This window comes from Phycisphaerales bacterium (assembly GCA_020852515.1).
Lineage (GTDB): Bacteria > Planctomycetota > Phycisphaerae > Phycisphaerales > UBA5793 > UBA5793.
In genome coordinates, this window is the sequence record JADZAS010000016.1 from 351,639 (window position 1) to 366,697 (window position 15,059).

At 65.3% G+C, this 15,059-nt stretch carries 18 protein-coding genes; 9 read left to right on the forward strand and 9 right to left on the reverse strand.

Translation table 11 applies throughout. The features are described 5' to 3' along the window. Positions 1-103: 103 nt before the first annotated feature. The 5 genes from rsmA to IT430_13290 form a co-directional block, all read right to left on the reverse strand. Positions 104-940 (reverse strand): ribosomal RNA small subunit methyltransferase A, encoded by an 837-nt coding sequence (rsmA, locus tag IT430_13270; protein MCC6908907.1) that lies wholly within the window; start codon positions 938-940, stop codon positions 104-106. A gap of 27 nt (positions 941-967) precedes the next feature. Then, positions 968-1,687: a hypothetical protein gene (locus IT430_13275; protein MCC6908908.1), complete on the reverse strand. Its 720-nt coding sequence runs from the start codon at positions 1,685-1,687 to the stop codon at positions 968-970. 172 nt (positions 1,688-1,859) lie between these two features. After that, the gene (gene ftsY / locus IT430_13280; protein ID MCC6908909.1) at positions 1,860-2,783 is read right to left on the reverse strand and encodes a signal recognition particle-docking protein FtsY; all 924 of its coding nucleotides are present in this window, start codon (positions 2,781-2,783) and stop codon (positions 1,860-1,862) included. A gap of 4 nt (positions 2,784-2,787) precedes the next feature. Further along, entirely contained in the window at positions 2,788-3,327 is a 540-nt protein-coding gene (nusB, locus tag IT430_13285) for a transcription antitermination factor NusB (protein MCC6908910.1), read from the reverse strand. 5 nt (positions 3,328-3,332) lie between these two features. Continuing rightward, positions 3,333-3,821, reverse strand: a complete 489-nt coding sequence (locus IT430_13290; GenBank protein MCC6908911.1) for a 6,7-dimethyl-8-ribityllumazine synthase — start codon at positions 3,819-3,821, stop codon at positions 3,333-3,335. 121 nt (positions 3,822-3,942) lie between these two features. On the opposite strand from IT430_13290, the gene IT430_13295 reads away from it, so the two are divergent. After that, positions 3,943-4,920: a UbiA family prenyltransferase gene (locus IT430_13295; protein MCC6908912.1), complete on the forward strand. Its 978-nt coding sequence runs from the start codon at positions 3,943-3,945 to the stop codon at positions 4,918-4,920. A 1-nt stretch (position 4,921) separates the two neighbouring features. On the opposite strand, the gene IT430_13300 is transcribed toward IT430_13295, so the two are convergent. The 4 genes from IT430_13300 to IT430_13315 are packed head-to-tail and all read right to left on the reverse strand — an operon-like array spanning position 4,922 to position 7,040. Further along, positions 4,922-5,767: an ABC transporter permease gene (locus tag IT430_13300; GenBank protein ID MCC6908913.1), complete on the reverse strand. Its 846-nt coding sequence runs from the start codon at positions 5,765-5,767 to the stop codon at positions 4,922-4,924. 44 nt (positions 5,768-5,811) lie between these two features. After that, positions 5,812-6,159 (reverse strand): STAS domain-containing protein, encoded by a 348-nt coding sequence (locus tag IT430_13305; protein MCC6908914.1) that lies wholly within the window; start codon positions 6,157-6,159, stop codon positions 5,812-5,814. Between the two features lies 1 nt (position 6,160). After that, entirely contained in the window at positions 6,161-6,622 is a 462-nt protein-coding gene (locus IT430_13310; protein MCC6908915.1) for an ATP-binding protein, read from the reverse strand. Continuing rightward, the gene (locus IT430_13315; GenBank protein MCC6908916.1) at positions 6,612-7,040 is read right to left on the reverse strand and encodes a hypothetical protein; all 429 of its coding nucleotides are present in this window, start codon (positions 7,038-7,040) and stop codon (positions 6,612-6,614) included. The genes IT430_13310 and IT430_13315 overlap by 11 nt, the downstream gene beginning before the upstream one ends. A gap of 149 nt (positions 7,041-7,189) precedes the next feature. Here IT430_13315 and guaA point away from each other — a divergent pair, with 149 nt between their 5' ends. The 8 genes from guaA (at position 7,190) to IT430_13355 (ending at position 15,003) form a co-directional block, all read left to right on the forward strand. Beyond that, positions 7,190-8,770, forward strand: coding sequence for a glutamine-hydrolyzing GMP synthase (guaA, locus tag IT430_13320; GenBank protein MCC6908917.1), 1,581 nt, complete (start codon positions 7,190-7,192; stop codon positions 8,768-8,770). A 151-nt stretch (positions 8,771-8,921) separates the two neighbouring features. Then, positions 8,922-9,122, forward strand: coding sequence for a hypothetical protein (locus IT430_13325; protein MCC6908918.1), 201 nt, complete (start codon positions 8,922-8,924; stop codon positions 9,120-9,122). A 51-nt stretch (positions 9,123-9,173) separates the two neighbouring features. Next, positions 9,174-9,956 (forward strand): hypothetical protein, encoded by a 783-nt coding sequence (locus IT430_13330; protein MCC6908919.1) that lies wholly within the window; start codon positions 9,174-9,176, stop codon positions 9,954-9,956. Beyond that, on the forward strand, positions 9,949-11,073 hold the full coding sequence (gene aroB, locus IT430_13335) for a 3-dehydroquinate synthase (protein ID MCC6908920.1): 1,125 nt from the start codon (positions 9,949-9,951) through the stop codon (positions 11,071-11,073). The genes IT430_13330 and aroB overlap by 8 nt, the downstream gene beginning before the upstream one ends. A 118-nt stretch (positions 11,074-11,191) precedes the next feature. Further along, positions 11,192-11,620 carry a response regulator gene (locus tag IT430_13340; protein MCC6908921.1) on the forward strand — a complete coding sequence of 143 codons (429 nt, stop codon included), beginning with the start codon at positions 11,192-11,194 and terminating at the stop codon, positions 11,618-11,620. Positions 11,621-11,625: 5 nt separating this feature from the next. Further along, positions 11,626-11,937, forward strand: a complete 312-nt coding sequence (locus IT430_13345; GenBank protein MCC6908922.1) for a hypothetical protein — start codon at positions 11,626-11,628, stop codon at positions 11,935-11,937. Positions 11,938-11,947: 10 nt separating this feature from the next. Further along, positions 11,948-12,340: a hypothetical protein gene (locus tag IT430_13350; GenBank protein MCC6908923.1), complete on the forward strand. Its 393-nt coding sequence runs from the start codon at positions 11,948-11,950 to the stop codon at positions 12,338-12,340. Positions 12,341-12,486: 146 nt separating this feature from the next. Continuing rightward, positions 12,487-15,003 (forward strand): tetratricopeptide repeat protein, encoded by a 2,517-nt coding sequence (locus IT430_13355; protein MCC6908924.1) that lies wholly within the window; start codon positions 12,487-12,489, stop codon positions 15,001-15,003. The last annotated feature ends 56 nt before the right edge of the window (positions 15,004-15,059 follow it).

Genomic DNA, 15,059 nt, shown 5'->3' on the forward strand with positions numbered 1-15,059 from the left:
AGATTACCTTGTTTAACGATGATAGGGGCTGGCCCTCTGAAGGTTCGCGCGAAGACGGACTTGTCGGGAGAATTCACGCTGCGCTGGATCAAAACAGGGTGACTCACCCTCTGACGGCTTCGAGCAGCGCGGCGATCTGCGACACCGAAAGTTCCTCAGGTCGCTGCGAGGGATCTATCCCTTCAGGCCAGCGGCAGTCGCGGCCGAGAATGCCGCCCAACTGCTTGCGCCGACTGCTGAAGAGACGCTGCAGAAAGGCCGCAAAGCCGCGGCGGTCGTGCACGGCCGGTTCGGGTCGCGGCCGGATGGCGATCATGGCGCTGTCCACCTTCGGCGCGGGCCAGAAGCACTGCGGCCCGAGCCTGGCGATCATCTCAACTTCGGCCAGCGCCTGGCAAAGCACCGAAAGAACGCCGTACTGCTTCGTCCGCGGGCCACTGACGATGCGCTCGGCCGCCTCGCGCTGCACGGTGATGAACATGCCCGTGCAGGGCGTGGCGGGCGCCGGGTCGACCCAGTCGATGAGCAGCGTCGAGAGCAGCGGGCTGGCGATCTGGTAGGGCAGATTCGCCACGAGCTTGAACGGACGGCGGAGATGTGCCGTCACTTCCGGCGCAATCTCGTGCTTGGTGGAGAGGCAATCCGTCTCGATGAGCGTGAGGCGATCGGGGAATCGCGGCGTCACGTGCTCGGCGACGATGCCCGCCATGTCGGCGTCGATTTCGCACGCGACTACTTCTGCGCCCGCTTCGAGCAGGGCCTCGGTGAGTGTGCCGGTGCCGGGGCCGACTTCGAGGATCAATTCGCCTGGCCGCACATCCGCGGCGGCGATCAGTTTGCGCAGCTGGTTCTGGTCGTGGAGAAAGTTCTGCCCGAAGCGGTGCTTCGGCCGCAGGTCGCGCTGGGCGAGAAGTTCACGGATCTGCGAAAGCGTCTGCACCTCGGCGGATCGTATGGCCGACGCGGCTCACGCGCCGAAATCGAGCTGGCGATCGGCGGGGTTGGCGCGGTTTTCGTCGTAGAAGGCGTTATGCGGACTGCCGGATATGCGTCCGGCTCCGACGAAGTGATTTGCGCCGCGACGCAACGACGTCAGGCGGATCAGGTCGGGGTTCGCAGTGTCCACAAGCCCGACCATACCCGTGAACTCGGAGAACTGCCGAATCCAAGCAACGATGTCGGACTGGCTCGCCCCTGAGGATATCGTGAGCTGCTGGCGGCCGCGATTGCCAACCAGCAGGAATGAGAATGAACCGCCGTTGCCATTAAAGAACCGTCCGGTGGACAGGAACACCCGCGCCCGCTCGCCCGGGCCGGCTTGCGGATCAGAGGAGATCGCGTCGGCGACCGCAGTCCCGAGCGGGCCGAGTTGAAGCAGTTCGTCGTGCGCTCCGCGCGGCGGCGGATCGGGCAGGGCCGCCAGGTCGTCAATGTCGAGCAGAGTCCGCCGGATCATTGCCCGCCACTCGTGGTCTTCACGTCGCACTCGCACGGCGGGCTCAGTCTCCGCCTCGATCAACGCATCGAGCGCGTCGAGTTGGAGGCCGATCTCTTCGAGAGACATCCCGCCACCGGAATCCGCTTCCTGGCGCGAGCGGCGAGCGGCGCGACATTGGGAGAGGATGCCGAGCACCGTCGCAAGCGTTCCCGCTCCCACTTCAAACAGGATTCGGCTAACTTCGCTCATCGTGCCTCCCATCGCACTGGCTGGTGGTAGAGATCGGAGGTTGGATCGCGCGGGCTTGAATGAGTGAGCGATGCCAGATCGAAGCGCGAGCATGACAGATGCGCGCGCGGCGAGTTCGTGCGAGGTCGTCGGCTTCGTCCTCGCTGGCGCGTCGGTCTGGTATTGTGCGAAACTATTCCGCGAACATCGACTCGATGAACGTTTCGGGGTCGAAGGGTTCGACGTCTTCGGGCGATTCGCCGACGCCGATGAGTTTGACGGGGATGTCCACCGCCTCGCGGATCGCGATGACGATGCCGCCCTTGGCCGTGCCGTCGAGTTTGGCGAGGAAGATGCCCGTGACGTTGATCGCCTCCTTGAACTTCTTCGCCTGCTCAATGGCATTCTGGCCGGTGGTCGCGTCGAGCACAAGCAGCACCTCGTGCGGCGCGCCGGCAATGCGCTTGGCGACCACGTCGCGGATCTTGATGAGCTGCTTCATCAGCGGATCCTGCGTGTGCAGCCGACCGGCGGTGTCGATGACGAGTACATCCACGCCGCGCGCCATCGCCGCTTCGCAGGCGTCGAACGCCACGGAGGCGGGATCGGAATTCTGCTGGCCCTTGATGATCGGAACGCCGAGGCGTTGAGACCAGATCGTCAGTTGATTCACCGCCCCGGCTCGGAACGTGTCGCACGCGGCCAGCATGACGCTGCGCTTCTCGTCGAGCAGGCTCTTGGCAATCTTGGCGACGCTGGTGGTTTTGCCCGCGCCATTGATGCCGGCGACGAGGATCACCGTCGGCTTGCATGCAGCGCGCGCGATCTGTCGATTTGCCGCGGGCCAGTAAGACTTGAGTTCCGTCTTGAGGAACCCGATGACCTGCTCGCCCTGTGTGACTTTGCCTGCCCGATACTGCTCGCGCAGATGCTCGATCAGCCGCGTGGTCGTGCGGACCCCCACGTCGGCCTGGATGAGGCGCGATTCGATCTCGTCGATGACGTCTTCGGAGAGCTTCCGACCGCGCAACAGCGACCGCAGGCCCCCCACGAACGAGTCGCGGGTGCGCGACAGCCCCTTTTTGATCGCTCCGACGGTCGAGGAGAAGAGCCCCATCGGTCTATTCGGAACTCCAGTACTCGGTGTGCAGGACCGGGTTGTCCACCGGCTCGCGCGCTTCGCCGGCTTCGTGCTCGTGCTCGTGCTCGGCGTTGAGCACGCGCTTGAGCATGCGATCGAGCACGCCGTTGAGAAACGCGCCGCTGCGGTCGGTGCCGAATTCCTTGGCCAGTTCGATGGCTTCGTTCACGGCGGCCTTGGGGGGCACGCCGCCTTCGGTCATCTCGTACCAGCACAGGCGGATCACATTGCGATCGACCACGGGCTGGCGGTGCGTCGGCCATTCGGGCGCCAGGGCCGTGGCCATCTGATCGGCCTGGCCGCGCGCGTTCCATGCGGCCAGCGCCGTGACAAACGCCTGGCGATGGGCGCTCGGGTCGTCGAGCGTGGGCACGGCCCACGGCCCGGAGAATTGCTCGCCGCGCGACGCGTTGAGCAGCGAATCGCGAATCGCATCCGCGTCTTCACCCTGACGCGCATCGAGCTGATAGAGCATCTGCAGGGCGAGGCGGCGGACGTTGTGCGGAGTCGGAGTAGACACGTGGTTCAACTTTCCCCTGGCCGCATTGCCTGCACGGCCCGAATCATGAGTGCGGTCTGCACGGCGGCGTCCATGGCCTCCGCGCCCTTGTTGCCTGCATCGCCTCCCGTGCGGGCCTTGACCTGCTCGGCGGTGTCGCAGGTGAGCACGCCAAAACCAACGGGCACGCCAGTGCGCGAGGTCACGTCAGCCAGCGCCTGCGTAACTCCCTGGCAGATGTACTCGAAATGGTCCGTCTCACCGCGAATGACCGCGCCCAGGGCGACGATGGCATCCACTGCTCCGCTCTGCGCCAAGGCGCGGGCGATGGCGGGCAACTCCCATGTGCCCGCAGCGCTGGCCACAACCAGCGACTGCTCATGCCCGCCGAGGCGCCGCCAGCGATCGACGGCTGCTTCGAGCATCTTTCCCGTAGCCCAGGAATGGTAGGTGCTTCGGACGATCGCCACGCGAAGCGAGGCAACATCACGCTGTGGATCGAGAGTTTGAACCATGAATCGAGAAGGGATGGTACGAGCTGGCGGGGCGGGGTTCCAGACAGGTGGCGGCCGGCGCATGCTGGAGGCGATGGAAACGGCTGCCGCCCGGTTGCGGCGGGTTCTACCATGAGAGCCAATGATCCGCCCGCTCGTCGTCAACCTGCTCTCGACGGTGCAACTCACCCGGCTGACGCACGCGTTCGCCGCCGTGGCCAACCTGTGGTTCATCATCCTGTGGTCGCGGGATGTCAATCTCGAGCACCAGATGGCGGCGAGGATCGGCGAATCGCCTCTCTGGATCGCCTTAGCCCTGGCGTCGATCCTCGGCGTGGGGCTTTCGACCTACGGCGGCGCGCTCAACGACGTCTTTGACGCCAACCGGGACACCACCTTCGCGCCCAACCGGCCAATCCCCTCGGGACGCATCTCGGCCCAGGCCGCGGCGATCATCGGCTTTGTTTCGCTGCTCAGCGCGCTTCTGGTCGCGGCGATTCTCGATCAGACGGTGCTGCTGATGACGCTTTTCTGCGCCGCGGCGATTCTCTTCTACAACGCCGCGGCCAAGTACGTGCCGGGAGTCGGCCTGGTCACGCTGGGAGTGGTCTACGCGTCAGAGATGCTCATTCTCAACTTCGGCCTGCGCTTCGTCTGGCCGATCATGCTCGTGGTGGCGCATGCCATGGTGGTGCAGGCCGCCGCTTACCGGCTCGAGCAGAAGCGGCCGCGCCTCACTCCGCTGACGATCATCGGCGGCGTGATCGGGTACATCGCGATCTGCGTGTTTCTGCTCTGGCAATCGCGCGAGAAGGGCTGGCTGTGGGACCCGGCCTTTCCGTGGGTGGGGATCATCTGGCCTGTCGCCGCGGCTCTGCTCTTTCTCATCAGCAGCGTCCACAAAGTGCGCTTTGCGTCCAGCCCAACTTTTGCGGCCGAAAAACTCCAGCGCTACGGCTCGCTCTGGATCGGCGTGTACGGCATCTGCTGGTTGCTTGGCACCGGCCTCTGGACGGGCGCGGCAATTCTCGCCTGCCTCGTCGCCGCCGCCGTCCTCTGGATGATGGTGGTGCGCGACCTGGGCGCGTGGATTGAGCAGCCCATCGGCTACCGATGGTGAATCACGTCCACTCGAGTGAGAAGAAGATCGTGGTGAAGATCAGGTCGGCGAAGATGACCGACACCACGCTCGCCACCACGGTCGCGGTGGTGGCGCGACCGACGCCCGCGGCGCCGCCGGTTACGCGCAGGCCGTTGTAGCACGAAATCAGTCCGATGAGCATCCCGAACACCGCCGCCTTGACCAGCCCCGTGAGCAGGTCACCGGGTTTGCACTGGCTGAGCGTGTTGTCCCAGTACTGCACCGCCGGCACATCGTGCACGTAGACCGAAATAAACATGCCCGCGGCGATCGCGACGATGTTGGAGATCACCGTCAGGCACACCAGCGAGAACGTGGTCGCGATCACGCGCGGCACCACGAGAAACCGCACCGGATTGAGCGCGTGTGCCTCGAGCGCTTCGATTTCCTCGCCGACCACCATGGTCCCGACCTCGGCGGCGACGGCGGCGCCGGCAAAGCCGGTGAGGATAACGGCGCTGATGAGCGGGCCCAGTTCGCGCAGCACCGCCACCCCGATGATGTTGGCGATCTTGTCCGTCTGGCCGAAATCGCGCAGCGGCGGCTCCATCTGCAGCGCCAGGATGGCGCCGATGGCCATCGAGAGCAGCATCACGATGCCGATGGCCCGCGCGCCAAGGCGGACGACCTGGCTGACGATAGCGACGCGGCCCAGCCGGATGCGGCGCGAGGCGAGCGCCTTGGTGATCCAGCGCATCACGTCAACGAAGAGGTACCACACGCCCCCGACGTTGTGCTGGAAGTCGAGCCACCGCTCACCGACAAACGCGACGCCCTGCACGGCGCGGGAGGAGGCGGGCTCGGTCTGGGGCTCAGCTTCGCTCATGGGATGCAGTGCAAATCAACAGGCGGCAGTCGAGGCGGTGCAGCCTAGGCCAGCAGCGCCTCGTCAAGCGAATCGACGATCTTGAAAACCATATCGAGCCGGGCGATCTCGAAGATTGAACGAACCCGCTCGTGCAGGCCGCAGAGAATCACGGATCCGTGGTAGCGGCGGGCAACCTGCATGGCCTCGACGAGCGTTGCCACGCCCGAACTGTCCATATAGGGCACTTCCGTGAGGTCGAAGATCAGACGCCGCGGCTTGTCGGTCTGCGCGCGGCTGATGGTCGTGCGCAGCGACGGCGAGCGCGCCAGATCGATCTCCCCCGAAGGGCGCAGGACGACGGCGTCGCCTTGCTGCTCAAATTCAACCGGGACTTCGTCTGTGCTGGCCATGTCAGGCCGGTTCCTTCCTGGCTTGCGGCATCGACTGCTCGCCCGCGATGTGTTTTTCCATGAGCAGCGACATGCCGCCGCCGTCGCGCTTCTCGTACTGCACTCGATCCATCACCTGGCTGATGATGTGCACGCCGAGGCCGCCGGGCCGGATGTCATCGAGTTGGCGCGACCGGATCTCCGACGGCTCGACCTGGCGCCCGCGATCTTCGATGAGAATGCGGATGCCGCAACACTGACCCTCAAGCGGCCAGACGCTGATCCAGATGTGCTGGTCTTCACGCTTCCCATAGCCGTGCTTGATCACGTTGCACAGCGCTTCATCGAGCGCCAGCGCCACGTGGGCGCAGTCGGCCTCGCGAAAGCCCAGCCGCCGGGCCACCGACGCGATCATCGCCCGCGCTCCGGCGAGGTAGCGCGGCTGAGAGAGCATGTCGATCTTCACGTGAGGGTCAGCGGTCAAGGAGCGTCCTTTCGCTCGCTGAGGTCGTTTCAAGTGTATCCGGCAGCAGCGGCGTGCCGTCGCGCAGGGTGAGTTCGCCGCCGAGCCAGGCTTCGCTCCATCGCTTCACTGCGGGGGACCGCACCCACTCCGGGTCATAGTGCCGGTAGCCGCAGGTCTCCCCCGTCAGTTCGTAGAGCGCCTCGGCGCTGAGCAGGCGAACCGCGGGATCGTCCGATTCGAGGTTGCGGATGAGACCGGGGATGGCGGCCCGGACCTTGCCGGGGTCGGTCTCGGCTGCGGCGCGACGGGTGGCGAAGAGCCGTGCCGCCGGCTGCGGCGAGTCGAAGTCGCCCGTGATCGCCGGCGGACCACATGACGCCGGGCCGAGCAGGGTCGCGCCAATCACAGCCGGCACAAGAAAGGAGGCACACCGCATCGGCCAATGGTAGGGCCTCAGGCGCATGCCGAGAGCCGTTCGCCCCCGGAGGCGCGACTCGGACCGGCGGTTCGGGAACCTCGTGGATTGGATGGGCGGCGAATCAGCCATACACTCTCGTTTCCCACCTCGAAAAGGGTCGCGCGTCCATGGCCGTCACTTCACCGACCATCCGCATTCCCGACAACACAGAAGTCATCGTCATTCTGGACTTCGGCTCGCAATACGCGCAACTGATCGCTCGGCGGGTGCGCGAGGCCGGGGCGTTCAGCGTGCTGGTTGCGCCGTCTGCGCCGATTGAAACGCTGGCGCAGTTCCGTCCGAAGGGCATTATCCTCTCGGGCGGGCCGGCGAGCGTCAACGAATTCGGCGCCCCGCGCTGCGATGAGCGGCTCTTTGAGATGGGCGTGCCGGTCCTGGGCATCTGCTACGGCATGCAACTGGGCTGCCAGATGCTCGGCGCCGACGTCCGCAGCGCAGGCAAGCGCGAGTTCGGCCGGGCGAACCTGAACATCCTGCCCGTGGAGGAGCGCGGGCTGCTTGTCGACCTGCCCGCCTCGACGACTGTGTGGATGAGTCACGGCGACCAGGTCGAGACGCTGCCGCAGGAGTTCGAAGCCATCGCAACGACTCCCACCTGCCCCATCGCCGCGGTGCGTCACCTCAAGCACAAGTTCTACGGCATCCAGTTCCATCCGGAAGTGACCCACACGCCGCACGGCATCGACATCCTGCGCAACTTCATCTTCGAGATCTGCCAGTGCAAGGGCACGTGGCGAATGAGCGAATTCCTCGAAAGTGAGTGCAGACGCATCCGTGAGGAAGTGGGCGCCAAGCGCGTCATCTGCGGCCTCTCGGGCGGCGTCGACTCATCGGTGCTGGCGGCGATGCTCATTCGGGCCATCGGCGAGCAACTGACCTGCGTCTTTGTCGACAATGGATTGCTTCGCAAAGCGGAACGGCAACTGGTCGAATCCACTTTTCGCGATCACTTCCAGGCGGACCTGCGCGTCGTCGATGCGTCAGAGCAGTTTCTGGGGGATCTCAAGGGCGTGCTCGACCCGCAGGAGAAGCGCCGCCGCATCGGCCATCGATTCATCGAAGTTTTCAAGCAGACGGCCGCCGAGATCGGCGATTTCGAATTCCTCGCGCAAGGCACGCTCTATCCCGACGTGATTGAATCCGGCCACAGCCACGCCGGGACCGCGGCGAACATCAAGTTGCACCACAACGTCGGCGGCCTGCCTGAGCAACTTGGCTTCAAACTCATCGAGCCGCTCCGCGATCTCTTCAAGGATGAGGTGCGAAAACTCGGGGCCGTACTCGGCCTGCCGGACCAGATCATCTGGCGCCATCCGTTCCCCGGCCCGGGGCTGGCGGTGCGCATCGTCGGCGAGGTGACCAAAGCGCGGCTCGATCTGCTGCGCGACTGCGATGAAATCCTGCTCGAAGAGATCGTGGCCAACAACCTCTACCGCAGCACCAGCCAGGTCTTCGCCGTCCTGCTGCCCATCCAGTCGGTCGGCGTGATGGGCGACGGGCGGACCTACGAAAGCGTGGTGGCGATCCGCGCGGTGGAGACGCAGGACTTCATGACCGCCGACTGGGCGCGGATTCCCTTCAGCGTGCTGGCGACGATCAGTTCGCGGATCATCAACGAAATCCGCGGCGTAAACCGGGTGGTCTACGACATCAGCTCCAAGCCCCCGGCGACGATCGAGTGGGAGTAGGCGGCGAAGGGTCACCGAAGGCATTTGGCATCCAGCCGAGATCGCGCCGATAATCAAGGCATGAACCACCCCGCGGTGACCAACATCCCGCGATCGCGAGTTCTTCGCTCGGGTGACGTCGTCAGATTCCTTTCGGATGACCGAATCCGTCATGCATTCCGGAAGTGACTCAGAGGCGAGTGCGACAATTGCGGGGGCCCGTAACGCCCTACCCATCATCCACGAACTTGAGCAGTTGGCAGCGCACTGGCAGAGTGAAGGGGATGCACCGGCTGCGCGCACGTGCCAATACGCCGCCGTCCTGTTCGCCAGCGTCTACCGCATCGCTGAAGACATGGGCTACGAGTGGTAGATGGCCACTCGGCGCGCCAGAGCCAGTGGAGGCTTTGCGTTAGAATCCACCATGTTGATGCCCCTGCATCTGGCGCTTCTGGTCCTGCTGTCCTCCCCACCGGCCGGCCTGACGCCGACAGCGCTCGAAGCGCTCGGCGATGTCGTCGACGATCAGCCGCTCGCGGCGGACGCAGGCCTGGATGCGCTCATCTCACCGGCCCTGATCGCGACCGCCTCGAGCGGCGCTGCCGCACCGGACTGGATCGCCATCGCCCAAACTCCGGCTGAGTTCCGTGGCCGGACATTTCACTTCATGACCGGGCCTGCGACGCGCGTTGCCGAGCGGGCTTTTGGCATCGACGGCCTCAGCGCGTGGCAGACGAGTTCTCCGGCGATCGTCGAACCGATTCTGCTGCTCGTCTATGAACCGCCAACACCATCATCGCCCGATGCGGCGGCAGCGCCAACGTACATCGACTCGATCGAACTCGATGCGGCATTCTGGAAGACCGCAATGGCGGATCTTCACCCCCTACGCGAAACCATGGTTCAAACTGTGCGCGCGACGCCGCTGCCGCGGCGCATTCTCGTTTTCGTCGGCACCAGTCCTCGCTATACGCCGCTTCGGAGCGGCGGCATCGACGAATGGACCGGGCTGGTCGCAGCACTGGTGGTCGGCGGGGCAATGCTGCTGATTGTGCGAAGAGCGGCACGACCGCGGTTGGCGGGCGGTCCTGTTTCAGGCGTCGATGCCGGGGAGCCGCAGTGGAACGACGCGGATCTTCCCGATGAGCCCGCCGAGGCGCTGGCCGAACTCCGCCGGCGCGGCGAAGATACGATGACGCATGAGTGATCGCCACCGCGTTCGCATCGATCTGCACGTGGCCTCAGCGCCGCGCGAATGCGCCATCCACGTCGGCTCCGGGCTGCTCGAAGAGGCGGGTGAAATCCTCTCGCCGCACGTTCGCGGCCGGCGCCTGGCCATCATCTGCGACGCCGCCGTCGCTCAAACGCACGGGCAGACGCTTGCACGCGCGTGCTCCAGATCGGGCTTCGATTGCCATCAGATTGCCGTGCCGTCCGGCGAGGCACATAAAACCGTCGAATCGGCCGCTCGCCTGTACGAGGCGATGCTTGCAGCCTCGCTGGATCGGTCGAGCGCCCTGATCGCGCTCGGCGGAGGAGTAACGACCGACCTCGCCGGATTCGCCGCCGCAACGTTCATGCGCGGCATCACGCTCATCAACGCGCCGACCACGCTGCTGGGCATGGTGGATGCGTCAATCGGCGGCAAGACGGGAGTCAACTTTCCCCTGCCCGGTTCCGCAGTCCTGGGCAAGAACCTCGTCGGCGCGTTTCACCACCCCGCGGCCGTGCTCATGGACGCCGCGACGCTGCACACGCTCCCGCCGCGCGCCTTTCGCTGCGGCCTGGCCGAGTGCCTCAAACACGCGCTCATCGCCGACCCGTCAATGCTCGACTGGATCGAGGCTCACAGCGCCGCGCTTCAGCCGGCCCGAAGCGGTGAACTCATCGACTTCATTGCACGAAACGCCCGGATCAAAGCCGACGTCGTCGCCGGCGATGAGCGAGAAACCGGTCAGCGCCTGCTGCTCAACCTCGGCCACACCTTCGCGCACGCCATCGAAACGCGGCCGGAACTCGGCCTTGAACATGGCGAGGCCGTAGCGCTTGGTCTGCTGGCGGCCTGCGCCGCGGGCGAGCATCTCAAGATCACCGACCTCGAATTGCGGCCCAGGCTGCGCGCGGTCATCGGGCAGCTCGGGCTCCCCGTGCGCCTCACCTCCAGCCCACCTCTGGCCGAAGTGCTCAGCGCCATGAACGCAGATAAAAAGACCGAGGACGGGAAGCTGCGGCTGCTCATTCCGGTCGACGTGGGAGTGGTGGAGATGGTCCGGTCGGCTCCGGATTCGGCTGTGGAAGCTGGGCTGGCGTCCATTTCCCCCTGACCTTCCCCGCTTGGCGGGCGGCGCGTATCCTTATGGACACCCACCGCCCGCCCGCGCCGCTGATCCGCCATGGCGCCTGTCGCCACCGTGGCTGCCGCGCAGCAGAGGAGAAGATGCGATGCCCCAGCCGCAAGGCCAACTTGCCGACCGATCCGTGCTCATTGTCGATGACGAATCTGACATACGCGAGTCCGTCGAGACGGTGTTCAAGGCGGAAGGCGCGCGCACGCGAACCGTGTCCGACGGCAACTCGGCGGTTCGAATCTGCCTCGACGAAAAGCCCGACCTGGTGGTTCTGGACATGATGCTTCCCGGCCGCAGCGGCTTCCTGGTCCTTGAGAAGATCAAGGGCTACGAAGACTCGCCCGTGGTGATCATGATCACGGCCAACGAGGGCAAGCGGCACCGCTCTTTCGCGACGGGGCTCGGCGCCGATCTGTACCTGCAGAAACCGTTTTCGATGGATGTGCTGGTTGAAAAATCCGTCGAGCTGCTCAAGCAGGCCGATGAGGTCAAGGCGCGGGCCGGCTCGCGCACAAAGGACTGAAGCCCTTGGCCAAGCGGCAACTTGTCATCACCGGCCCGGCGCCCAGCGATCCGGATGAAGCACCCACCCTCGGCTCAAAGCGCGAAGTGCTCGCCACGCTTTCGAAGTTCAACACCTGTCCCGATGTCGAAGGCGGCGAATTCCTTTACGGCCCGGGCCTGACCATGCAGATGACGCCGGGCGCCGAAGAACTGAGCCAGATGCTCGTCGCCGTGCTCGACGAGGACATCGCCTGGACGGTGCTGACGCGAATCTGCAAGACGACGCACTGGCAACTGCTCGATCTCGAATCCGGCCGCTCGCTCTCGTTCTCCTGACCAATCCCTCATGTCTGAAGTCGAACACGAACATCATGTTCCGGCCGCAGCCGCCGATTCGCCCGAGGGCCGGGTCTACGACTTTGCCGACCCTCGCCAAGCGGAAGAAGCGCTCGAACTGGCCTTCGACTACCGCGGCGACGTGACGCTCACGCTCGATGGCGGCCGAACCGTCGAAGGCTACCTGTTCGACCGTCGCCACGATGAGCAGGGCCGGCTGCTGGTTCGGCTCATGCTGACCTCCTCGCCGGCCAAGGAGACTGTCCCCGCGCGGCAGATCCGCCGGCTCGCCTTCACGGGGCGCGACACGGCCTTGGGCAAGAGTTGGGAGACGTGGGTGCGGCAGTACGCCCGGCGCCTGGCGGAGAAGCGTGCAGCTGCGGACGCTCAATCGTCCTCATAAAAAGGTCGCCGCCGAACATCGATCGCTGCCGCGAGCTTTCGACCGGCAGATTCTGCGCTGAGATGCAGCCGCCGGCCGCGGGCTGCCGATAAACGATCTGGACCTCGGCGGCCGCGTTCAGCCGCCTCGTCAGATGAAAGTCAGCCGTGGCGCCTGAGCAGAATCAGAATCCGACTCCCGACCAGGCGCCGGCCGCCGCACCGGTTTCATGGGCACACGTGTGGCAGTTGCCTGCCGCGGTGGCCAGCGCGGGCCTGGTGCTGCTGGCGGTCGTGCTCATGTTCACGACCCGGCCTTCAATCGATTTTCCCGAGGTGCTCAGGGAAGTGAAGCGGCTCGGGGACGCCGGCGAGTACGAGGCCGCGATCGATAAACTCGTCGAAACCGAACGCTATGGCCTCAGGATGACCGAGGAAGACATCCGCCGGTTCCTCGCGACGCGGGCGGATCTCTTTTACGCCCGGCAGTTGGCGGATGGTGGGGACGCCTCGCACAACCTGACTCAAGCCGTGGACGGTTACGTTGACGCCGAGGAAAGCGGCGCAACGCTGACGCCCCAGCAGGTTTTTCAGCAGGCCGATGCGCTCATCCGCCTGAACCGGGCGGACGAAGTGCCGCCGCTCATCGAACGGCTGCCTCCCACCGCCGCGCCGCTCCGCCAGCGCCTGATCAAGTCTCTTGTCGATCAGAATCTGGCGATGTCCGAAGACCGGTACGCCGAGACCGTCGATCTGCTTATGAAACTCATGACCGAACCCGATCTCGCGCCTGAGGATCGGATCTGGACCTATGCGCGGCTGACGGAACTGCGGCTCGGCCAGGGATTTGTCAACGAGGCGATCGACAAACTGCTCGTGGCCATGCAGCAGTTGCGCGCCGACGGCGTACGGGACTTTCCTGAACTCTACCTGCTTCTGGGCCGCGGCTACTTCGAATTGGGCCACTACGCACGCGCCGAGGAGCACCTCCAGACCGCGGCCGAGGGGCTTTCCAATTCCAGCGCGCTGCGCGGCGAAGCGCTACTGCTCCAGGCTCGCATCGTCCAGCAGCGGCAGAAATGGGATGACGCATACCAGATGCTCGACGATGTCGTCGTCACCTATCCCGGCACGCGCGCTTACCTGCCCGCCCTGATGGCCAGGGCGGAGGTGCAAGCCCAGCTCGGTAACCATAATGAGTCGGTCAACGACTACCATGCGGTCGTGCGCGCTCTTGAGGCGGCGCGGCAACGCCCGGATGAGACGCCGCAATTGACCCCGCGCCAGGTCTGCACCAGTCTGCTCGTCTGGCATGACCGGCGGCGCGATGACGGACGGCTGCTCGAGGCACTGGAATTCGCGAAGCTGGCGGAGAGCCTCTATCCCACGGCCAGGGACATGCCTCAGGATCTCGTGCTGCGGCTGGCGGAGACGAACTGGTCGCTGGGTGACCAGATCCTGGCCGAGGCGTGGTCCGCCGCCGGCGTCCAGCTCGACGCCGAAGGCCTGCCCGTCCAGCCGGATGATGCGTCGCGCGTCGATGCCGCTACGCGCCGCCAGGCGCAGCGCTTCTTCCTTGATGGCGGAGAGTACTACCGCCTGCTGGCGGAAATGGCGATTCAACTCGATCCCGACGCGGCGGCAGAATCGCTGCGCTGGGCGGCGAGGTGTTTCGACCGCGGCGGCGAATACCTCGTGGCCGTCCAGTGCCTCAAGGAGTTTGTCCGCCTGAGTGCCGGCCAGTCGCGCGAACTCTGGGGAGTGCACATGCTTGGCCGGTCCTACCAGTCTCTGGGCGACTACGAGGGCGCCATCGCCCAGTTCAAGACGCTCATCGCCGACCACCACAACTCAATCGAAGCGCACCGCTCTTACGTGCCCTTGGCGCAGTGCTATCTCAGACTGGAGCGGCCGAATCCCGCCGAGGCTGAACGACTGCTCACGCACGTGGTGGATGGCGGCGCTGAACTTGATCCGGATGCATGGGAATTCGCCGATGCGCTCATCGAACTGGGCAGGCTCTACAGCCACGCCGCCGAATATCCAATGCCCCGCCCCCCGGCCGAGTACTACCCCGAGGCCATCCGCCGTCTCACCGAGGCGATCGAACGCTACCCCGCGGACCCACGACTCAACCATCTGCACTACGAACTGGCCCACGCCTACCGGCTCAGCGCCAAATCCATCGAGGAGGAACTCGCGCTGGAGCGGCCCGAGGCCGAGCGGATCCAGTTGAACCAGACACGTGATGAACATCTCGCCGAGGCGGCCAGGCACTACGCGATCGCCATCGGCGGCTTCGAGTCAATCGAACCCTACAAGCGCTCGCCCGAGGTGAGCCAGAACCTCAAGTTTGCCGCGTTCTGGCGGGCGGACTGCGCTTTTGACCAGGGCTCCTATCACGAAGCGATCCGGCTCTACTCGGGCGTTGCGGACCGCTACAGCGAGGACGCCACGGCGATTGTGGCGCTGATCCAGATCGTCAACGCCTACGCGGCGCTGAATGACCTGCCCGCCGCCCGCACGGCACAGAACCGGGCCTGGCGGCTGCTGCGCGATCTGCCGGCCGCAGCATTCGAGAGCAGCCCGCTGCCGCTCGATCGCGATGCCTGGGAGCGCGTGCTTCGCTCCAACGAGATGACCGCGCAGGGCGAACTGACTTCGGCCCAGAGCCCTTCGCCGTAGCGAGCGAGGCGAAAAGTTCATGATTTCACGCGGCGATGGATGATGTAGAGGAAGAT